At 43.5% G+C, this 22,089-nt stretch carries 19 protein-coding genes and 1 pseudogene; 7 read left to right on the top strand and 13 right to left on the bottom strand.

Annotated features, from left to right (window positions below; genetic code table 11):
- The 3 genes and pseudogenes from ABLA76_RS06555 to ABLA76_RS06545 form a co-directional block, all read left to right on the top strand.
- A pseudogene (locus ABLA76_RS06555) lies at window positions 1-439 on the top strand (DUF4123 domain-containing protein); the annotation flags it as partial.
- Window positions 440-476: 37 nt separating this feature from the next.
- The gene (locus ABLA76_RS06550; RefSeq protein ID WP_348987319.1) at window positions 477-2,426 is read left to right on the top strand and encodes a DUF2235 domain-containing protein; all 1,950 of its coding nucleotides are present in this window, start codon (window positions 477-479) and stop codon (window positions 2,424-2,426) included.
- The gene (locus ABLA76_RS06545; RefSeq protein WP_348987318.1) at window positions 2,426-3,133 is read left to right on the top strand and encodes a DUF2931 family protein; all 708 of its coding nucleotides are present in this window, start codon (window positions 2,426-2,428) and stop codon (window positions 3,131-3,133) included. Before ABLA76_RS06550 ends, ABLA76_RS06545 begins: the two co-directional genes overlap by 1 nt.
- Before the next feature lie 336 nt (window positions 3,134-3,469).
- On the opposite strand, the gene ABLA76_RS06540 is transcribed toward ABLA76_RS06545, so the two are convergent.
- Window positions 3,470-4,324: an IS30 family transposase gene (locus ABLA76_RS06540; protein ID WP_348987317.1), complete on the bottom strand. Its 855-nt coding sequence runs from the start codon at window positions 4,322-4,324 to the stop codon at window positions 3,470-3,472.
- A gap of 270 nt (window positions 4,325-4,594) precedes the next feature.
- On the opposite strand from ABLA76_RS06540, the gene ABLA76_RS06535 reads away from it, so the two are divergent.
- Window positions 4,595-5,023 (top strand): hypothetical protein, encoded by a 429-nt coding sequence (locus tag ABLA76_RS06535; protein ID WP_348987316.1) that lies wholly within the window; start codon window positions 4,595-4,597, stop codon window positions 5,021-5,023.
- A gap of 257 nt (window positions 5,024-5,280) precedes the next feature.
- Here ABLA76_RS06535 and ABLA76_RS06530 read toward each other — a convergent pair whose 3' ends face one another.
- The 4 genes from ABLA76_RS06530 to recQ form a co-directional block, all read right to left on the bottom strand.
- On the bottom strand, window positions 5,281-5,712 hold the full coding sequence (locus ABLA76_RS06530) for a carboxymuconolactone decarboxylase family protein (protein WP_348987315.1): 432 nt from the start codon (window positions 5,710-5,712) through the stop codon (window positions 5,281-5,283).
- Between the two features lie 380 nt (window positions 5,713-6,092).
- Complete coding sequence (gene yigL / locus ABLA76_RS06525; protein ID WP_348987314.1) at window positions 6,093-6,893, bottom strand: sugar/pyridoxal phosphate phosphatase YigL; 801 nt, start codon at window positions 6,891-6,893, stop codon at window positions 6,093-6,095.
- Between the two features lie 21 nt (window positions 6,894-6,914).
- Entirely contained in the window at window positions 6,915-7,886 is a 972-nt protein-coding gene (pldB, locus tag ABLA76_RS06520) for a lysophospholipase L2 (RefSeq protein ID WP_348987313.1), read from the bottom strand.
- Window positions 7,887-7,931: 45 nt separating this feature from the next.
- Window positions 7,932-9,758, bottom strand: a complete 1,827-nt coding sequence (gene recQ / locus ABLA76_RS06515) for an ATP-dependent DNA helicase RecQ (protein WP_348987312.1) — start codon at window positions 9,756-9,758, stop codon at window positions 7,932-7,934.
- Window positions 9,759-10,044: 286 nt separating this feature from the next.
- On the opposite strand from recQ, the gene ABLA76_RS06510 reads away from it, so the two are divergent.
- The gene (locus ABLA76_RS06510) at window positions 10,045-10,530 is read left to right on the top strand and encodes a thioesterase family protein (protein WP_348987311.1); all 486 of its coding nucleotides are present in this window, start codon (window positions 10,045-10,047) and stop codon (window positions 10,528-10,530) included.
- Window positions 10,531-10,777: 247 nt separating this feature from the next.
- Window positions 10,778-11,668 carry an EamA family transporter RarD gene (gene rarD, locus ABLA76_RS06505; protein ID WP_348987310.1) on the top strand — a complete coding sequence of 297 codons (891 nt, stop codon included), beginning with the start codon at window positions 10,778-10,780 and terminating at the stop codon, window positions 11,666-11,668.
- Between the two features lie 178 nt (window positions 11,669-11,846).
- Here rarD and corA read toward each other — a convergent pair whose 3' ends face one another.
- The 7 genes from corA to ABLA76_RS06470 form a co-directional block, all read right to left on the bottom strand.
- Window positions 11,847-12,797, bottom strand: coding sequence for a magnesium/cobalt transporter CorA (gene corA / locus ABLA76_RS06500; RefSeq protein ID WP_047766301.1), 951 nt, complete (start codon window positions 12,795-12,797; stop codon window positions 11,847-11,849).
- Window positions 12,798-12,885: 88 nt separating this feature from the next.
- Entirely contained in the window at window positions 12,886-15,051 is a 2,166-nt protein-coding gene (uvrD, locus tag ABLA76_RS06495) for a DNA helicase II (protein ID WP_348987309.1), read from the bottom strand.
- 46 nt (window positions 15,052-15,097) lie between these two features.
- A complete protein-coding gene (gene yigB / locus ABLA76_RS06490; RefSeq protein WP_348987308.1) occupies window positions 15,098-15,814 on the bottom strand; it encodes a 5-amino-6-(5-phospho-D-ribitylamino)uracil phosphatase YigB in 717 nt (238 codons plus the stop codon).
- On the bottom strand, window positions 15,814-16,728 hold the full coding sequence (gene xerC / locus ABLA76_RS06485; RefSeq protein ID WP_285808813.1) for a tyrosine recombinase XerC: 915 nt from the start codon (window positions 16,726-16,728) through the stop codon (window positions 15,814-15,816). The genes yigB and xerC overlap by 1 nt, the downstream gene beginning before the upstream one ends.
- Window positions 16,725-17,429 carry a DUF484 domain-containing protein gene (locus ABLA76_RS06480; protein WP_348987307.1) on the bottom strand — a complete coding sequence of 235 codons (705 nt, stop codon included), beginning with the start codon at window positions 17,427-17,429 and terminating at the stop codon, window positions 16,725-16,727. Before ABLA76_RS06480 ends, xerC begins: the two co-directional genes overlap by 4 nt.
- 48 nt (window positions 17,430-17,477) lie before the next feature.
- On the bottom strand, window positions 17,478-18,302 hold the full coding sequence (dapF, locus tag ABLA76_RS06475; protein WP_348987306.1) for a diaminopimelate epimerase: 825 nt from the start codon (window positions 18,300-18,302) through the stop codon (window positions 17,478-17,480).
- Window positions 18,303-18,342: 40 nt separating this feature from the next.
- Entirely contained in the window at window positions 18,343-18,540 is a 198-nt protein-coding gene (locus ABLA76_RS06470; protein WP_348987322.1) for a lipoprotein, read from the bottom strand.
- A gap of 78 nt (window positions 18,541-18,618) precedes the next feature.
- On the opposite strand from ABLA76_RS06470, the gene cyaY reads away from it, so the two are divergent.
- Window positions 18,619-18,939 (top strand): iron donor protein CyaY, encoded by a 321-nt coding sequence (gene cyaY, locus ABLA76_RS06465; RefSeq protein ID WP_348987305.1) that lies wholly within the window; start codon window positions 18,619-18,621, stop codon window positions 18,937-18,939.
- Window positions 18,940-19,153: 214 nt separating this feature from the next.
- On the opposite strand, the gene ABLA76_RS06460 is transcribed toward cyaY, so the two are convergent.
- Window positions 19,154-21,772, bottom strand: coding sequence for a class I adenylate cyclase (locus ABLA76_RS06460; protein WP_348987304.1), 2,619 nt, complete (start codon window positions 21,770-21,772; stop codon window positions 19,154-19,156).
- Window positions 21,773-22,089: the final 317 nt, after the last annotated feature.

Below are 22,089 nucleotides of genomic sequence, written 5' to 3'. Positions count from 1 at the left end.
TCAGGTGGTGGTGTTGCGGTTAATGGATAACCGGATCTTTACACCATTGCTGCCTGCCCTGAAATCGGGGGACTGGCGTGAACTGTTAACACCGGTTAATGAACTGATGATCGATACGCCCGATCCGATTTGTTATTACCGGCCAGAAAATTGCCCTCAGGAACTGAACACGAGTTTGTTTGTGCTGGGTGATCATCTGATTGAAGCCCGTTACTCAACCGATACGGCCCTCAAGAATCTGGCTTACGCGTTAAGTTGCCAGCTTTGGGAAGAAAACCCCGAATTGGCGCTGAAACTGGATGAACCGGAAGGGCAATTACAGCACAGCCTTGTAGCGTGGCTGAAACAGGCAAGAGATGAAAAGCAGAATCTGAACAAACTCAACGTTGAACGCTTTATTACCAATAACCAACAGGTTGTGCTTAAAAAAGAAATTTAAGGCTCGCCCGCTATTATCTATCATTAAGGAAGAAAAAATGAGTCAGTTAGAACAGTCGGATTGCATTAACTGCCAAGATATACTGAAACACTGGATTGAATTTCAGCTTGTGGATGAACAGGGTGAGCCATTAACAGGTATACCTTATAAGCTGACAAGTCGGGGGAACAAAAGCATTGTGCGAACGGGCACTTCAGATGGAAATGGCTTATTACGTGAAGCCGATCTTCCCCCCATGCCTGTGACATTATCTGTTACAGCACAGCCTCTTGCCGATAAAATAGTTAAACGAACACCCCGCCAGCAAATGGGAGAGGCTAATTCTCTTGTTAAGCCAACGGCTATATTGGACGGACATGAATACCAATATATGACATTGGGTATGCTCAGTAATGCATACCCTAAGATTAAAGGCTGGCAGGAAGACGAATTGAAATCATCCGAACACTTTAAAAATTCGACATTAAAAGGCTTCAGTACATCTCAACTTAAACGAAGGCATGTGCTGGAAATACAGGTGATTGAAAGTGGTATTAACTTGACTATTGGCGTCTTTTTTGATGGAACGGGGAACAATGTAGATAATACTGATGAACGTTTATGCGCTAAAGAAAAAAGTGATCCAACCCCAGAACAGTTTAATAAATTTGTGTGTTCATTTAATAAATATGGAGCGCCTGGTGATGTCTGGCGACTAAGTTACGACAATTATTACACCAATGTGGTTTTCTTATATAACATATATAGTAATAATGAAATTAGTGAAGGAAATCATCAGATTAAAGTATACATTGACGGTGTTGGCACTAAGTCAGGTGAATCCGATAGTGTTATTGGCTATGGGACAGGCAGAGGAGATACCGGTGTTGTCACTAAAACGGATATTGGTATAGAGAAAATAAAAAGTGAACTTACGGAGTTTTTGAAAGGAACAAAGGATAATATCAGATCACTTCAGTTCGACATTATTGGTTTCAGTCGGGGAGCTGCATCATCCCGCCATTTTGCTAACCGTGTTTTGAAACAAGATAAAGATTTGTTAAAGGCACTTAATGAGTGTTTTGCTGAGCATCGTTATCTGGAGAACTCACGTTATCCTACCGGTAAAACCCGCTTTCTCGGTATCTATGATACTGTTACAGCAATTGCTGAAATGAACAATCTGCTCAATCCTCATAATTCTTCTGTGACGGGACCCGCTAATATATTCTTATCTCCTGATATTGCAAAAAGTGTTTTCCATATTACAGCGCAGAATGAGTGCCGCTATAATTTCTCCTTAAACAGTGTAAAACCTCACTGGCCTGAACTGGAACTACCCGGTGCACATGCTGATGTTGGCGGCGGATATGATCCTGTAGGTGATGAAAATTTATGTATTACTCGACCGAAGATGATGGAAGTATCAGGGTTTGGAGTACCTTCAGATAATAACCTTCATGTTTATAAAAATACGCAAAAAGAGTTGGAGCAGTTAAAAAAATCCCAGACCATTGGCTCATTAGTCACAGATGAAAAAGTTAAGCTCATCACATGGCGCGATGAAAGTTCAGAATATGCTAAGCGATCGGGTTCAACCAAGGTGATAGCAGCAGCAGTACTTACTCGTACCATCCAGAATGATTGGTCTAAAGTGGGTATGTTGGTCATGCAAGATGCCGCTGAAGAAGCAGGACTGGTTTTTAATCAGCCAGACGATAAAGATAAAAATTATCAAATTCCAGCCGAGCTTCAGGCTATAACAAAAAAAGCTATTGCTCAGGGGCTGGCTATCAGGCAGGGACAGAAACCAGAACCTTTTACTCAGGAAGAACTGACCCTGATAGGGTCTAAATACACTCACTTTTCAGCAAATTGGAACAATACGAAAACAAAAGATAATAACATTCAAGGGGATATTTTTCCGGCGGAAATTGCCTATGCTAATCGTCCTAATAGTGATTGGCGTAGAACTATTTTTGATAATAATGGCAAGGATATTTCATAATGAGAAACAAAAAAACATTAGCTTTATTACTTAGTTTGGGCATGATATTCGGGTTAGCGGCCTGTCAGTCATATCCGTCAGGAAAGCGGGTAGTGACCTATAAACCCATTGTACGCAACAGTGAACCGCTGCCTTATGATAAATGGAGATTCCAATTTATTACCCCAGAATATTTTTACGCCAGTATTAGTTTTGTTCAATTTTTGGATGAAGATAATTATATTGTGCAAAAATTTATGCCTGATGGAGCAAATTCAGATTTTAGAAGTGTGAATTCATGGAGTAAGAAGTTAGGAGGGGGGGCTAGCGGAATTAAAAATCATGGTGAAGCTTTACCTCAGGCATTATTAGTCTGCTGGGATTCAGTGATTGATAAAAAGTCTTATCAGACATTATTTAAATTTTCGCCAGATGTAAGACAACTGATGCGCGAACCTGCTTTCTATCCCGGCTATGAGAAACAACCACCAGACTATCGAGAGCGAATTTTTATTGGTCTGGCTCCTGCGGGAACTGCACGTGCTTGGTTGCGGGGTATTGATAAAAACAATGGCGATAATATTTTAGTGGCTACGGGTGAATCCGTTTCCGGTGATAACATGACTATTTGCCGGGATAAAACAAATCATCCTGATGGTTATGGTGAATATTCAGAACGTATTAAAAACTTTATCAAAGGGAAAAAATACCCCTACGGTGAGTGGTAACACGGTTATTTGGAAATCACCTCAACATCAGAAGTTGGCATGATTTCTGATGTTGGAACTTGAGATCAATCCAGAGCGAGGGCGAGAACGTGAACGTTTTATGAACACAATTGGAGCGAAAATAACTAAGAAAATATTAGCATTGTTACTTTGCTCAAGCATGATATTTGGATTAACTGCTTGTCACTCTTATCCGTCCGGAAAGCGGGTAGTGACCTATAGCTGGATTAACGCAATAAGTGCAACATGCGACCCAGTATAGGCTTCCATTGGCGTCAGCCCATTTAAAATCTTTCTTGGTGTCATATTCAGCCTCAATTCCATATCGCTGATACCTTACCCCGTCAGTGGGCTAAAAGCGGTTCCCTTAGGCCATTGGCGACGAACTAAACCCTTTGTATTTTCATTCGTTTCCCGCTGATAACTGGTATAAGGGCGGGCAAAATAAATTTGGGCTTTCGTCGATTGGCTGACCTTTTCATGCTGAGCGAACTCGCCGCCATTATCCAGCGTGATCGTGTGAACACGTGAAATACGATTAAGTAAGGTATTTATTGTGTTGGAAACTACTTCTGCCGTTTTAACCTGCGTTTTTGCCATGAGTAATAAACGGTTTTTGCGATCAACCAATGTCACCAGATAAGTACCCTGATCAGAGAGGATATCGCCTTCAAAATTCCCAATACGGGCACGTTTCTCAACGATAACTGGGCGTTGGCTGATATCCACCCGATTCGGGATTAGACACTGGCTCGCTTTCCGCTTTCCCCCTTTCCAATGTGTCTTACCAAAGCGAGGTAAACGCTGATAAAAGAGGCCGCCTGCCTCACGATTTTCACGAATACGTCGATAAATCGTGGTATGGCTGAGTGCTATCTCCGGACATTCCAGCTGCATTCTGTAGCCGATATTCTCCAGTAACCCGCCCATTAATAAGCCCTCAGACAGAATGTGCTCGTGTCGGGCATCGTGTTTTCTAAACTTAAAAACGGTCTTTTTTCGTTTATCTTTCAATGTCTCTTCGGACTCAGCACAATATTGTTCACCGGGGGTATTGCGTTTCAGTTCACGTGAAACGGTACTGGGATGAGCAGCTATTTGATATTGTGTAAATCCCTTGTTATGTAGGGCTTGAAGCTGATATCTTTGACTTGGAATCAACTGTCGATACTGTCTGATTTGTTTATGCATATCAGGCTACTATTTCTGGTGTGAGAGCTGTGAAATTTATCACAGTTGACTTCCACCTTTTTAATATCTCACCTGTTGCACTTAATATGTTAACTCAGCGAGAGGTTATGAAAGAGCACAAGAATTAATCACTGCGAATCCTTTTAGAAGAGATGAATTGAAACAGAAAATGTATGGAATAAAAAAAGGATGTCTCAAATTATATAAACAGGAGAATTACTGCCTTGAGAGGAGTAGAAGGAAGAGGCAGGGAAAGAAGAGGAAATTAAAATGAATAAAAAAATTATTTTTTCTATTTTAACCCTATTATCTTTTAATGCGTTTTCTTCTGAATGGTTTAGTGAATTTCGGTGCTTTACTTCTGATAGTAAAAAAACAATAAATGTAAAGATGGTTAATATTCACTCAGAGAAAGATAATGCTAGACTTAGTTATGTTAAGTATGAGAAGTCTCCTATTTATATACCGATCCTTCTCGTTAAAAATGAGTCTGAAATATTAAGTGAGGGTAGGCCATATATGAGTACAACAATATGGCATGAAATGATTCAAGGAAAAGTCAATGGAGCCTATACTATTATTTCACAGGGAGCAAGAGTTTATGGTTTCACATATATAAGTAAAAAAGGGAAACAAGTGGATTTTGAGGAGAATGTGGAGGCTTATGACGCAGAAAAAAAAGACTGCATTTGGAAATAAACGTGACGTTGTTTAAGATTTTATGTAATCGCCATTTCATGTTAAATGTGACCGTCTAGGTGGTCTTATTGGAGGCGTGTCCGAAATACAGTAAGAGAATTAAATAAAGCCAGGGATATCAGTCCATTATACCTAACATCTATGATTTTTGATTTGGATAAGATTTTCTTTTAAAAGGAGGGACCGTAATCCCAACTTCCAGAAGAAAATATTTCCTTTTAATTAGCTCAAAGCAACTACGATGAAATTAAATAACATTAATGACGCATACCGATTGCCAATCGATTCATCCCATTCATAAGCGCAATCGCAAAAGTCAAGTCAGAAATTTCCTGATCCGTGAAGTGATTTTTCAAAGGTAAATAAGCATAATCATCTGCGTGTGTCGTTACAATGTGAGTAAGCGCTTCGGCCCATTCCAACGCCGCTTTTTCACGAGGCGTAAATTGACTACTCACTCGCCAACCGGCTAATTCAGCTAACCGACGTTCTGCCTCTTGATTTTCACGCAAAACTTGAGAGTGTTTGTTTAAACAGAAAGAACAACCATTAATTTGAGATACGCGCAAATAGATCAATTCAACCAATTGCAAACCTAACGGACTATTTTCCAGACCTTCTTTTACAGCACGAAAACCTTTCAGTAACTCTGGAGATAAGTTGTAGTAGGCGAGACGCAATTTACTCATAAATAATACTACTTATATTAATACCCCAAGAGACTATATTAAAAACGCTTACTTTAAGCAAAGGAAATGGTTATTTTTTTATAATACGCACTTTATTTAAGTTAAAAAAAGCATAAAAGAAAAATCGATTTAAATTCATATAATTTATTATGTTGATTATTTAATTTGATAATTAACAAAAAATGCCACTAAGGGAATAAGTGACATTTTATAATTCGAATTCAAACTCCCACTCTTGAGCTGTTCCATTCCATTTTATCGATCGGCTGACACACTGCGATTCAAGAAATTGGACATGTTATAGGAAAAATACCTAACACGATAAAAAAACAGCATCACGCCGGATGCTGTTTTTTAAGCCATGATTTAAATTATTAGCTTCACACCTGATACATTTTCCGCAAATAACAAGAAACGGCATCCTCTGCGTTGGAACCAATGACTTCCATATCAGGCAAAATATCTTTTAAGCGCTGATGCGCTCCCTGCATGATACAGCCTTTACCGGCCACACTTAACATTTCTCGATCGTTCATACCATCGCCAAAAGCAATGCAGTCATTTAATTGATACCCGATCAATTGGCAAACTTGCTCCAATGCATGACCTTTAGAAACACCACCAGCCATCACTTCCAAACAATTCCTCAGTGAAAAACTGACATTAACCCTTTCCCCCCAACGCGCTTTAATCCTCTCTTCCAAATCCACCAAATAATCATGATCTTCACTGGTGTAATAAACCTTGCATACGCCATCCGTGGAAAAATTATCGCGCTGAAAAAGTTGGTAATGGAAAACGGACTCCTGAAAAAACGCTTTCTGTTCAGGTGATTCTCTATTTATTAGCCAATCATCGTTATTGAAATAATTAGTCAGGATATCGGGATTATCAAACTCCAATAAACACAAATCATGGGCAATATCCGGATCTAAGTTATGGCTAAATACCAATTCATCCTGGGGATTGTGAACCCTTGCACCGTTGGAAGTGATCATATAAGCATCAATGCCTAATCCATCACGGATCTGTCCCACATCAATATGATGCCGCCCTGTTGCAAAAACAAAATGAATCCCTTGTTCCGTCAATAAGTTCAACGTTTCCTTGGTATACGGGGTTAATTTATGGTCGGGAGATAACAAAGTGCCATCTAAATCTGAAGCAACAATATGATACATGGTTATAGTTCCTAAACTAAATCAGTTCTGGTCAAAAAAATCACAAATTGCATTGAGGCCCTGCGCTCGCAATACATCTTTTTCGAACAGGATTTCGTGATGAGCCCCCTGGATAATCAGGGGATTTTGGTGCGATGCACAAAAAGCCAATAACTCCCGATGACTGACTATCTTATCTTCACTTGCTTGTAATACGATGAGTGGAGTTTGAATTTTGCCCGCATTTTCAATCAGATTATCGCCCATCAGCATACTTTCACGCATCCAATGGTAAGTCGGCCCCCCAAGGCGCAATTCAGGATAATCAGCATAGTAACGCAAATAACGCTGATAACGCGCATAACTGTGCGTTAATAGATTGATAAAATAGGGTAATGGCTGCCATTGCCCCGTTGACAGGGCATAGGCGTTACGTCTTTTGATACTGGGTTCCGCCTGATTAACCAGAAAATTCGCCAACCAGCGCGGCATGGGTAAGTTAATACCAAACATCGGCGCACATAACGCCACAGCACGAAAAATCGGTTCCTGGTAACGCACCAGAAAACGGCTCAAAATTGCGCCCCCCATTGAATGGGCCAGAGCATAATAGCGATGAGACTGACGAGGCGCTACTTCAAGCTCAATAAATTTAACTAAGTCATCCACATAATGATCGAATTCTTCAACATGGCCTTTTTGTCGATCGTCTAACATTCTCCCTGAACGGCCTTGCCCACGATGATCAATAATGAAAACATCGTAACCCATATGATAAAAATCATAGGCAACTTCAGTATATTTCACGTAACTTTCACTACGGCCAGGCAAAATGACGAGTGTTTTGTCATGATGGAAGGAACAAAAGGAGACATAATGGATGGAAATATCATCAACTCCTACAAATTGCCGTTCTTCCCTTGTTTGCCAAAAATCCAGTAATAGTCCATTCGTAAAGGCTGAGAACTGAGGTTCACGGTTTAACCAGCTGGCTTTCAATATCTCAGATACCATGCGTTATCCTCAGTTCACTGTCCTTTAGTTATTCAAATCTTTCAGTTACTCGAATTCTTCAAAATGCTCTCGGATTAAGGTCATAAATGCATCACCAAAACGCTCCAATTTCCGCTGACCAACGCCATTAATCAGCAAAAGTTCATCCGGCGTTATTGGGCACTGCTCTGCCATCTCAATTAACGTGACATCATTGAAAACAACAAAAGGTGGAATATTGTTTTCATCAGCAATGGATTTACGCAATTTGCGTAACTTAGCAAATAATTTGCGATCATAATTGCCACTGTATGATTTGTTTTGCTGATTGCGGCTTTTCAAATTTTGGATACGTGGTACGGCAAGTTGCAGAGACACTTCGCCACGTAATACAGGCCGTGCAGCCTCTGTCAATTGCAGCGCAGAATAGTTGGCAATGTTTTGGCTGATAAGCCCCAGGTGAATAAGCTGACGCAAAACGCTCATCCAATGTTCCTGACTCTGCTCTTTACCCATGCCATAAACAGGCAGCTTGTCGTGCCCAACATCTCTAATGCGTTGATTATTCGCACCACGTAGCACTTCTACAATATAGCCAATCCCAAAACGTTGTCCAACGCGATAGATGCAGGACAGCGCTTTCTGTGCTTCTACCAGACCGTCGTAACGTTTGGGAGGATCAAGGCAAATATCACAGTTGCCACAAGCTGTTTGGCGGCTTTCCCCGAAATAATTCAACAATACCAAGCGACGGCAGGTCTGCGCCTGTGCAAACGCGCCCATAGCATTGAGTTTATGCCGCTCAATATCCTGTTGTTCACCAGTAGGTTTTTCCTCTAAACAGCGACGCAGCCATACCATATCCGCAGGATCGTAAAACAGCACGGCTTCCGCCGGTAAGCCATCTCGCCCAGCCCGGCCTGTTTCCTGATAATAAGATTCGATATTACGGGGAATATCAAAGTGCACAACAAAGCGCACATTAGGTTTGTTAATTCCCATACCAAATGCAACCGTTGCTACCACGATCTGCAAATCATCTCGCTGGAAGGCATCTTGTACCCATGCCCGTTGACTGTTTTCCAGCCCCGCATGGTAAGGCGCAACACTTAACCCCCGCTTTTGCAGACGCACTGCGGTTTCTTCCACTTTATTACGGCTATTGCAATAGATAATGCCACTTTTTCCCTGCTGGCCTCGGACAAATGACCAAAGCTGATCAAGCGGTTTGTATTTTTCAACTAAAGTATAGCGAATATTGGGACGATCAAAGCTGCTGATATGGATAATCGGCTCATGCAACTCCAATAAACGTACGATATCCTGACGGGTCGCTTTATCTGCTGTAGCGGTTAGTGCAATCACTGGAAGCTCGGGGAAACGACGACGGAGTTGCCCTAATGCTCGATATTCTGGGCGAAAATCATGCCCCCATTGAGAAATACAATGAGCTTCATCGACAGCCAATAAAACAGGCGGCCAGTCGCGGAGCTGGTCAAGAAAGTTATCCGTTACCAGCCGTTCAGGCGCGATATAGAGCAGTTTAATACTTCCCTTACGACAACGTTGAATGATATCAAATTGCTGTTCACGATTTTGAGTTGAGTTCAGGCATTCCGCTTCAACGCCATTCGCACGCAGCTGATCAACCTGGTCTTTCATCAATGAAATGAGTGGAGACACAACCAGAGTCAGCCCATTTTTAACCAATGCGGGGATCTGGTAGCACAGTGACTTACCGCCTCCCGTTGGCATAACCACCAGACAGTCGCGTCCGTCAAGAACGGCGTCAATCACTTGCTGCTGCCCCGGACGAAATTGCTGGTATCCGAATGTTTTTCGTAATGCTTGTTCAGCCAGCGAGGCCGTGCTGATAAGTTCTGCGGTAGACACGCCTTTCCTCGATCGTTAGATACTAATCCCTGAAAAAGCCTGAAAACAGGCTATAAAAATACAGTCGCGATCCAATCGCCTGTATATAAAAAATTACCGCTTATTCTACACGCTATATGGTTATTTTTTGTAGTCCGTTTTTTCCCCCATGAATTGTTTCTCGAAGCGCTTCACAGACTGGCAAAGTCGATAATGAAAGCATAGACTTAACAAGACATTAACTATATAAACTCATTTAGCACCCGTTGATTTTACTTTTTATTATCAGATTATCAGGAAAATCACCATGGAAAATATTCAGCCAGTAGACACCCTCTTAACGCCAGAAGAAGCCCGTAAATTTATCGGTGAAATCTTTGTTTATCGTATGCCATTCAACCGCCTGTTGGGTCTCGAACTGCTCCGCTTCGAGCAAGACTACGCAGAACTGCAATTTTGTTACCAAGAAAAATTGGTAGGTAATATGATCCATAAAATTCTACACGGTGGGGCTATCGCTTCCATATTAGATGTTGCTGGCGGGCTGGTTTGTGCTGGCAATGCATTAACATCCATTGAAACAATGACCATCGCCGAGATCCAAAAACGTCTAACCACATTGGGCACTATTGATTTACGCGTGGATTATCTGCGCCCAGGACGTGGTGAAGTATTTACTGCCAGTTGCAATCTTATCCGCGCAGGCAATAAAGTTTCTGTCGCCAGAATTGAATTGCATAATGAAAAACAAGTGCATATCGCTAGTGCCACGGGAACTTATTTGGTCGGCTGATGTTTTCAAACCCTAATGCCTAAAACGATTACCCCACTCATGCCCAGAATACAAACTTAAAATAAATGAAGGAATTAATAATTTAGCATAAAGTGCTATTTGGCTAAGTGGGAAATTTAATTTATTATTCATGCGATTAACTACTTGTAAATCATTCATCCCAATGACAAATTGTATAGGTCTATGAGCTATCACCTTAACCAGCTCTTCTGATTTTCTGAACATTTTCTAAATATTCAAGGATATTATGAGTAACCAACAGACTGCCAAAGGTATCTTGTATGCCTTGGGGGCTTGTCTTATCTGGGGATTTGCGCCCATTTACTTCAAAGCCATACAATATGTGCCCCCCGATGAAATCGTATCACACCGTGTTATATGGTCAGTTTTTTTTATGGTACTGTTGCTGACAGTGACTCGTCACTGGCGCCGGACTTGGGCTGTTGTTCGCCAGCCAAAGATACTGCTATTACTAGGCATCACTGCCTTCACTATTACCAGTAACTGGCTTACCTATATCTGGGCAGTCAATAATGGGCACTTGCTGGAAGCGAGTCTGGGGTATTTTATTAGCCCACTGGTTAATGTGCTGTTTGGTATGATATTTCTTGGTGAACGTTTTCGCCGTATGCAGTGGATTGCCGTAGGATTGGCCTTTACCGGTGTATTGATCCAGCTATGGCAGTTCGGTTCTGTACCGGTGATTGGTTTGTACTTAGCGACGACGTTTGCTGTCTATGGGCTGATCCGCAAAAAATTGGGGATTGATGCACAGACGGGGATGTTGATTGAGACAACCTGGGTATTCCCTGTCGCCCTAATTTACCTGCTGTTTTTCACCCATAGTCCAACAAGTAATATGTTGGATAATACGTACTCTTTGAACCTTATGTTGATTGCTGCCGGTATTATTACGACGGTGCCACTGCTGCTCTTCACCGCAGCCGCTACGCATCTGCGTTTATCTACGCTGGGCTTCTTCCAGTATCTTGGCCCGACATTGATGTTCTTGTTGGCAACGCTAGTTTATGGCGAGGAAATTGGTCCCGATCGTTTGATGACGTTTGGCTTTATCTGGGCTGCCCTGATTTTGTTTATACTGGATGCGCTCTATACGCAACGTCGTTTACGGCAGTAGCCAACTTCCTCCAACAAGCACCCGTATCGATAAAATGTCTAAACTGACCCAAGGTATTAGCGAAAATTCGGGTCAGTTTCTTCATAAATTAAATCGATTTCAAATTGCAGTATCACGACATCCCTCCTCCAGAAACATAGATAACCATGTAACTGGAGACAGATAGCTGGTGAGATGATTACAGCCAATTTTTGCGTTTGAAGTAGAGATAAGGGGCCAGGCCCGCTGCTATCATCAATCCAATCGCCGCAGGATAGCCGAATGTCCAATGCAGCTCCGGCATAAATTCGAAGTTCATACCGTAGCTGGACGCGACTAATGTTGGTGGCAGGAATACCACCGAAACCACCGAGAAAATCTTGATAATTCGGCTTTGTTCGATGTTGATAAAGCCCATCGCCGCCTGCATCAAGAAGTTCACTTTCTGGAACAGGGATTCGTTGTGCGGCAGCAAGGATTCAATATCCCGCAGTATTTCACGAGCCTGTTCCAACTGATTGGCTGGCAAGCGGGCACGGCGCACAAGGAAGTTCAGCGCACGCTGGCTATCCATCAGACACAAACGGACTTTCCAGCCAATATCTTCCTGTTCAGCAAGATTAGACAAAGCAGAATCAAACTCATCGCCCTGTTTGCCTTTCATAATGACCCGACTCAGAGATTCAAGCGCACTATAGATGTTTTCAATGACATCAGCCAATTGTTCGATTTTGGTTTCGAACAAGTCCATCAACAGTTCATAGGCATTTCCATCAACCATCGTCTGGTTACGGGCACGCATTCGGTATAATCGAAATGCAGGGAGTTCACGCTCTCGCAATGTGTAGAGACGACCGTCACGGATGGTAAATGCGACTGTCGAGTTGCCAGCATGGTCTTCGGCATCTTCAAAGTAGAAGAATGAATGGACGTGCATACCATCTTCATCTTCAAAAAAACGGGCTGATGCCTCGATGTCATCCAACTCGGTGCGGGTCGCCAGGGCTTGTCCCAGCTCATTCTGGACGCGGAGGCGATCATCATCCCCCAGCCCCACTAAATCTACCCACATGGAATCAGATAACTTATCACCTTCTTCAAGTTCAAGACGGAGCAGGCGATTATTCTCTAATTTAAATGCGTTCAGCATGTACCATAAGTCTCCTTATACTCCCTACGCTTATCGTAAGGCGCGAATGTTACGCTTAGAAGAAAAAGTCTGTCAACATTCAACCGGATTATTGGCCTGTTTCGAGTCGGGCATAAGCGGCCACCAACCACTTAATGCCTTCGCCCTGAAACGCGATTTGCAAGCGGCAATGCTCCCCACTGCCTTCTATATTGATAATCGTCCCTTCACCAAATTTGGGATGGCGTACACGCTGTCCAAGTGCATAACCACTGTCATTGGCACTGACAGGCGTACCCAGTCGTCTGTGGCTGACCGGACGGGATACCGTTGCCCGCAAGCGAACTTCTGCCACGCATTCTGTCGGTAATTCTCCAATAAAACGAGATGGGCGATGATGCACTTCCTTGCCATATAAACGACGGCTTTCCGCATAAGTCAGCGTCAGTTTTGCCATCGCCCGGGTAACGCCTACATAGGCCAGACGACGCTCTTCTTCCAGCCGACCGCCTTCTTCGATGGACATCTGACTCGGAAACATGCCCTCTTCCATACCCACAATAAAAACTTGCGGGAATTCCAAACCCTTCGCTGAGTGCAAGGTCATCAGTTGCACTGCATCCTGATAGGCATCTGCCTGACCTTCCCCCGATTCAAGTGCGGCATGGGAAAGGAAGGCTTGCAATGGCAGCAGGTTTTCATCTTCATCCTGATAGCTGAATTGGCGGGTTGCCGTGACCAATTCTTCAAGGTTTTCGATACGCGCTTGCGCCTTTTCGCCTTTCTCCTGTTGATACATCGCCCATAGGCCAGAATCACGGATAATGCGATCGGTCTGCACATGCAACGACATCTCCTGCGTTTCAGTTTCCAGTGCATCAATCAATTCGATGAAGCGTTGCAGCGCAGATGCCGCACGGCCAGCCAGCACTTTTTCCTGTATCAATCCCTGACTACTTTCCCACAAGGTTTTTTGCTGATCCCGCGCCACCTGGCGCACAACATCAAGCGTTCTGTCACCAATGCCACGCGTCGGTGTATTCACCACACGTTCAAAAGCAGCATCATCGTGACGGTTTGATACCAGACGCAAATAAGACAAGGCATCTTTGATTTCCTGACGTTCGAAGAAACGCTGACCACCATAAATGCGGTAAGGCATGGAAGCCTGCAACAAGGCTTCTTCCAGTACGCGGGATTGGGCATTACTGCGATACAGGATCGCACACTCTTTCAGTGCACCGCCATTATCCAGCCAATGCTTGATACGGCCGACAACATAACGGGACTCATCCAATTCATTGAAGGCGCAATAAAGCGAAATTGGCTCTCCCTCGCTGCCTTCTGTCCACAAATTCTTGCCCAAACGATCACTGTTATGAGCAATCAGGACATTGGCCGCTTTCAGGATATTACTGGTCGAACGGTAATTCTGTTCCAGACGGAGCGTTTCCGCTCCCTGAAAATCCTTGAGGAAACGCTGGATATTTTCTACCTGCGCACCACGCCAGCCATAAATGGACTGGTCATCGTCTCCGACAATCATGACCTTACCGCTATCACCAGCCAGAAGACGAATCCAGGCGTATTGAATGCTGTTGGTATCCTGAAATTCATCCACCAGAATATTCGTGAAGCGTTCACGATAATGTTGCAGGATTTGTGGCTTATTCAGCCAAAGTTCATGGGCGCGTAGCAACAATTCTGCAAAATCCACCAGCCCTGCGCGGTCACACGCTTCCTGATAAGCCTGGTAGATTTTCAGCCAGGTCGCCTCTACCGGATTGCCATAGCTTTCAATGTGTTGCGGACGCAATCCTTCATCTTTTTTGCCATTGATGTACCACATCCCCTGACGGGAAGACCACTGTTTTTCATCCAGATTCATCGCTTTGATGATACGTTTGATGAGGCGGTGTTGATCTTCGCTGTCAAGGATCTGAAAATCCTGCGGCAGATTTGCATCAAGGTGATGAGCGCGCAGCAAGCGGTGAGCAAGTCCATGGAATGTACCGATCCACATTCCGCCCTGGCTGGTGCCAATCAGGTTTTCGATTCGGTGCCGCATCTCAGCAGCCGCTTTATTGGTAAACGTGACTGCCATAATGGAAAATGGCGAGGCATTTTCAACTGACAGTAACCAAGCGATCCGATGTACCAGCACGCGCGTTTTACCACTGCCAGCCCCAGCCAGCACCAGCATGTTACTACGGGATGCGGCGACCGCTTCACGTTGTTTATCATTGAGGCTTTCGAGCAGATAAGAAACGTCCATAATTACCGTCAGTTGTGAGTATTTTTATACAGATTTCAATCTGAAATTATATCAGTGCTATCAAAGAAGCCAAATCAGAAATCTCAATATGTGGAACCAAACGTCCTTCAGGTTCCTGCATCAAATTTTTATTTTCGATGTTAATCCAGCAAGCTTGCATACCACTGCAAAGTGCGCCTTCTACATCTGTAGTCAGATTATCCCCCACATGCAGGATCTGATTTATAGGCAGATTGAGCCGCTCTGCCGCGAGCTGGTACATATCAGGGTAAGGTTTGGCGCGCCCATCTATGCCCGCTTTCAATACAAATTCAAAATAACGGGCAAGCCCGCATGCAGCCGGTTCAGCGTTCCCATTGGTAATTGCCACTAACGGCATTTTTTCCGCCAGTACGGACAACGTCTTATGAGCCGATTCAGGAACCGTGATTTGGTTACGCCAGTACGTAAAACAGGACATGATTTCATTCGTACCGCGTATCGCCTCTTCATGATTGAAACCCTGGTGGGCAAACATGAGTTCTGCGGATTGTCGCCGCCATGAAGTCACATCATGATAAATCTCCGGTTCCCGTTCAAGAACCGCCTGGCGGTATAAATGCAGATCTTCATACCCAAAGTGACCGAATTTGGCATCGTACTGCCTGATAAAACACAACACTTCTTTTTCGGTTTTATCGATGACCGGATGGTTATCGTAAAGCGTATCATCCAGATCGAATGTCATCGCAGCAAACGGCGCGACAGGCCGATAAAAACGCATTATGATTTTCCTCGTTTGGCTCTGGGGTGGGCCACATCATAGACTTTGGTCAGGTGCTGAAAATCCAGATGAGTATAGATCTGGGTGGTCGACAAATTCGCGTGACCCAGTAATTCCTGTACTGCTCGCAGATCGCCGCTGGACTCCAGAATATGTGTGGCAAAAGAGTGACGCAATTTATGAGGGTTAACATGGCTGCTAACACCTTGCCGAATCCCCCACTGTTCAAATCGTTTCTGTACATTACGGGCAGAGAGACGTTTGCCGCTTTTGGTGGAAATGAACAGCGCATTATCTTCCGGTTCAAGTAATTCCCGCATTTCCAGCCAACGCCGGAGCCATTCCTGCGCCATACGGCCGAACGGCACTTTACGCTCTTTGCTGCCCTTGCCATGTACCCAAACGTCCCCAGTTTCCAAATCCAAATGGCGGCAATCCAAGCCCACCAGTTCAGACAAACGCAATCCCGCTCCGTACATCACTTCCAGCATGGTTCTGTCACGCACTGACAGCGGATCGTTCAGATTAATATTGAGCAGTTGGTTAACTTCATCCACATCCATATTTTTAGGTAAGTGGCGTTTTTTACGTGGGGTACTGACTGTTTTAGCCGGATTAGCTGCCAGCTTATTTTGCATTACCATCCAGTCAAGAAAACTACGCAGAGAAGAAAAGCGTAAAGCAAGGCTGGCAGACTGCAATCCTGCCCGCCGGCTGCGGGAGGCAAACATTTTGACCTTAACCGAATCTAATTCCTGCCACTCACGTATCTCCATCTCCCGTGACATTTCTGCCAAAACGGCCAAATGGCGTCGATAGTTCGTGATCGTGACGGGGCTTAAACGTCGCTCAACCCGCAAATAGTGCAAGAAGTCTTCCACGGGCGCTAACAGTAAATCAATCGGCTGAGTCATGCGCGTTCAATCCAACGGGACAACAAATCCGGCAACAGCTTCGCCAAATGGGCGAGAATGTCAGTTCCCATGCCTTCGTGATAGTGCTGTTTATTATGACTATTGAAAATGACCATGCCCAACTCCCCTCGTGATCCCAAAAGGGAAATCGCCACGGAGCCAACATGACGTGCCTGTGGCATCAACAATAAAATCTCTGGGCCATGCAATCGGCCAAGATAATGATTTTTTTCACCAAATCGTTTAATGCGAACGGCTTCAAAAGCCTGACGGGAAATCGCCAGCTCCGGCACATTCAGTGGTGCACCAATATGCCATTGATCACCGAACAACCGAATATAACTGTTACTTAATCCCAATGTTTTTGACCATGAACTTAAGCAGGAAAGAAAGTCCTGTAAACTCTTGGCGCCAGAGAGATCTGTCAGTAATTGCAATAGGCTACTGAACAGCACTTCATTCTGTTTCGCCTGCTCTATCAAATGGTTAAGATCGTCTTCCAGATAACAGATACGTTTCCTCTGGCGGTTCATATGCCATTCCATTAAAGAAACACATTCCCGCACTGGATGAGGAACTCTTATCTTATCGACCATATTGGCATTACGGATAAAAAAATCTGGATTATTCAATAAATAATCCACGACTGTCTGATCATCCAACCTGTTTCCAATGTGCAATGGATCGTCTTTTTTACTCATTTTCCAATGCCCCATATTTCAAGAGAGACTCAGCGAACACAGAATCAATCACAAATGAATCGTACCATCATAGACATGGGTTGCAGGTCCCGTCATAAAAAGTGGTTTGCCCTGCCCATCCCAGCGAATTTGCAGTACCCCACCCGGAAGATCAACCCGAACCTGATTATCCAACAGATCCTGCTGGATACCGACGGCTACTGCGGCACATGCACCGCTGCCACATGCCCGTGTCTCACCCGCACCGCGCTCAAAGACACGCAACCGAATATGGTCCCGATTTATTATCTGCATGAAACCAATATTGGCGCGTTCAGGAAAACGTTCATGGCTTTCCAATACGGGTCCCAATATTTCCACTTCGGCAGTGTCCACATCCTCAACCTGTATGACACAATGAGGATTTCCCATCGATACAGCGCCACAAAGTATCGTACGTTCGTTAGTACGAATAATATAGGTTTTCTCCGCCTTATTGGCGCGAAAGGGAATACGCTGCGGCTCAAAATCCGGCTCTCCCATGTTGACACAGACCTGGTCATCATTGGTGATGCTCAATATCATTTGGCCCGCTCGCGTGCTGACTTTGATATCTCGTTTATTGGTCAACCCCTTGAGACGGACAAAACGGGCAAAACAACGTGCCCCATTACCACACTGGGAAACTTCACTGCCGTCAGCATTAAAAATGCGGTAGTGAAAGTCTAAGTCAGGATCATAGGGCGCTTCCACAATCAAAAGTTGATCAAAACCCACCCCAGTATTCCGGTTAGCCAGACGGCAAATTAACTCCGGAGAAAAATAAATATTTTGGGTCACTGCATCAACAACCATAAAGTCATTACCAAGACCATGCATTTTGGAGAACTGCATATACGACTCCAAGAGAAATCACATCACCGAATCACTATCATTAAGCATTCATCGATATATTGTCTTTAAATAAGCTGTTTTTTAACAACTTTTCTGGCTGCACCTTATCCATTTTATGCATAGATACCTGTGTTGCAGATGTTTTTGCAGGAGGAAAATAGAGAGGCCCTTTCAAGCCACAACCAGCCAGAGAAAGTAATGTTATGATAGCCAGTGACCAACGAAGTTGTTTTTTCATCATATTAATGCCTGTGATTCATGCGCCAATACTCTCTATAATCGCAGCTAGGCCCTGAAAAGCAAATAGGAAATAAACATGAACGATAGCGAATTTCATCAATTGGCTGATCAATTGATACTTCATATTGAAGAGCAACTGGATAATTACGAGGGTGATACGGATATCGACTATGAAATAAACGGCAGTGTGATGACGCTGAGTTTTGAAAACGGCAGCAAAATCATCATTAACCGCCAGGAGCCTTTCCATCAGATATGGCTGGCAACCAAAAATGGCGGTTACCATTTCGATTATCGGGATAGCCAGTGGATTTGTGACCGCAGTGGTAATGATTTTATCTCCCTGCTGGCACAAGCCATTACTGAACAAAGCGGTGAGCCGTTCCCATTTTCGTGACTATACTCGATAAACTTCAAGTTGCAATCCGCAAGACGACGTGAGGCCTTATATTTCCCCGCGTAGCGGGGAAATATAACACGCATTTTGAAGTTGGATTGGTATATATTTCATTCAAACCCAATTTCGTCAAAACCAAATAAAAACAATTAGTCAACGAAAGATCTCTAAATAAAAGCGCCTGATAAAACAGGCACTTAGGTAATTGATAATATCAATAGTGATACAGCGAACGATAAGGATCGTGTGCATGTGCCCCACAGGTTTTATCAAGGTGCCCGTCAATATGAATCCTTGTATCATTCGCTTCTATGCCATCCACTGGATACACTCCCTCTATAAATGGAGTGACATGGGTACGCTCACCTTTCTTAACGATTTGATAGAACTGCGGCAAGTTGAAATTGACAAAACTAGAGCCATAAGTGAACCGATCATGTGATGATGAATAAAATCGGCTGATATCTCGCACCAACTCTTCTTTACTGCCTTCGCAATGGGAATAAATTTCCACCCGATTTGATTCATCAAGAATATAAATATTGAACCCTTGTTTGCTGTCAATATCTTCGAAAAAGAACTGGATAATTCCTTCACAGGCAAAACCGTCGATGACAGACGGTAAGTGTTTTTCTTTGGTATCAATTTTGACTGGCAGACCATGCAATTTGGTGTTGGAAATCGCACCATAGAATTCCACTGCATTTTCCAATTTTTGCACCGAAACGTTTAACCGTTCGAAGAATAATCCCCATGTTTGCCCTGAAATGCGTAACGCCTTGAAACGGTTTGGATCTTGTCGGTTGCTGGACAGGCGTAACTCTATACACTCCGAAACTAATTGCTGGATACGAGTGCAGATCAACCCACGCAAATGTTTGCTATAACAGAACACTTCAACATCAGATGGCGGCGCTGCATCTTGATGCATTTTTCCCAATATGGTTTTTAATGCTTCCAATACCGATTGTTCACCACTGAAATGCAAGGTTCTCACTTCATTCCATGAATTGCGGTAAAGCAAATCAATACTACCTACCAGACATTGTTGCAACTCGCCAAAACTGAAAACATTCAGGTTCCTTAAGTCAAAACGAACGATTTGATCAGAAAATGCAGCCGTTGGATCTTGTTCTAAATTGACAATGATCGCCAAATGGCGGATTTCACAAGGACTATATAGTGCTTTTGGTGTGGGGGCAGGTAGACGGATTGAGAAATGAGCAGCAATGTCATCCACCAAATCACATAATTTTTGCCTGTCACACTGAGATTCCCCGTGATGAATATGGAGCCGAGTTTCTTTAGCCAGCAGGCCATTAAAATAGGTCCAGGAAACTAATTTATTCAGATAGCGATTGTATTCCAATGGTTGATAACCAATGATCGATTCAATCGTGGGGGCATGGTTGTAAAGATACCAACCACTGCGGTTTACTCGCCCCGGGGGGACATAGATGAAAGTCAAATCCTTTTCCGACAGATCCGGTGATATCTGAGGATTGACCAAAGTCACTTTACCGGGTAATGCTTCAAAAGCCACATACAATTTACGGGTCAATACGCCAATATCTTGCGGGCTGGCACTCACACTTAAATTATTACGGCGGGCAAAGCGGATTAAGTTGCGATAACTCTGCATCATGGTATCAAGCAATTCATTATGGGCATCACGTACCTGCTCAATTTTCCATGCATGACGCTTATCCAGCATAGCCAGTTTCTCGTCATCCCAACCCCATTCGCACACTAACTGGGACATAACCTGACGACGCCATCCTGTACAGCCTTTATCATTCTGGCCTGCCAATAGTTTCTCGCATACCTTCAGATAAAAACAACGACGCGCCAAATCAAGGCGCGCAAGGTCGTTCGTGGCAGTCAGATAGCGGGTTACACGTTCTAACATCATGCTATAGGCATCGAGACCAAACGAAACAATCGCACCATCATGAAAATATTGCTTCATTTCCATCGCCAGAAGTTTTCCATTGGGATACTCCCATGAATAAGCTTCCAACAGCAGGCTTTTCAATACAGCTTTATAAGGAGAGTCCACACTCTTGTAAAGCTGCCAGAGACTCGCCCCAAAATATTCCTCTGCGGACAATTCGCTCAAGCCGCCCAGATCTAACCATTCATTTGGTGTCAGCACGCCTTGGGCATAGAGAGAAAGAACGTACTCATCATAATGAGCCTCCTCTTCTACTGGAACCATTGCCCATAATAAGCGTTTGCCAGCCAGACAAACCGCTGTACGATAAAATTCATCAAGCAGAAGGATATGTTGGGTAGAACCGCAATCTTCACCGTTCAAACGACCACAGCTATTATGCCGAAAACGGTTTTCATCAATCAGAAAAAAAGTAACCTCAGTATCCAGTGAAGCCGCCCACTGTTCTATCAAGGTACATTTTTGTTCCAGTAACGCTTTCTCGTCACTATCCAACCAAGATTGATGGCAAACCCAAATATCTAAATCAGAAGAACAACTCTGCCCGATAGAAGAAGTACTGCCCATGGAATAAATTCCCGTAATTGGCAATTCACCATTAGACGTATGTAACAATACATCTGACAGGGCACCAGTAAGCTGGCTATCCAGATCATTAATCCAAAACTGCTGTGCTTCATCAGGCATAAAAAAGCAAACGCCATGAGGAACGTCGCTTTTGATATAACCTGGCATCATTGGATGATGATAATGTAATAATACTGGAATTAAATTATAAACTTGCTTGAAAGCGTCACTCATTAAGCTCGTAGCGCGCTCTAATCTAAGTTGGTTAATTGCATCCAGTCGCTGCTTTAGCGTTTCAATATAGAGATACAAGAGTTTCGCCTGATATCAGTTCCAGTGCCTAAAGTAGTCCCCTGTTTCCGATAACGCATGGTATTACAAGATTATTTAAAATTATTTTTACATACTTATTGTCGGAAACGTGATCAATTTAACACCTTGCAATCAAAGCGTAAAGTACGCAATACCATCTTTTCTCTTCACCTGCAATAGCAGAAACATAATTAACTCATTGTAAAGTATTAAGTTAATCACAAAACAGACATAATAATATGCTTTTTTAGTATCACTATTATCGCTGATTATTTTTCATATCGCGGTTGTAAGATATTGTAAATACATCACTCTTT

The sequence above is a fragment of the Xenorhabdus sp. SGI240 genome (genome assembly GCF_040081915.1).
Classification (GTDB): domain Bacteria; phylum Pseudomonadota; class Gammaproteobacteria; order Enterobacterales; family Enterobacteriaceae; genus Xenorhabdus; species Xenorhabdus bakwenae.
This window is presented reverse-complemented; position numbering and strand designations above follow the sequence as displayed.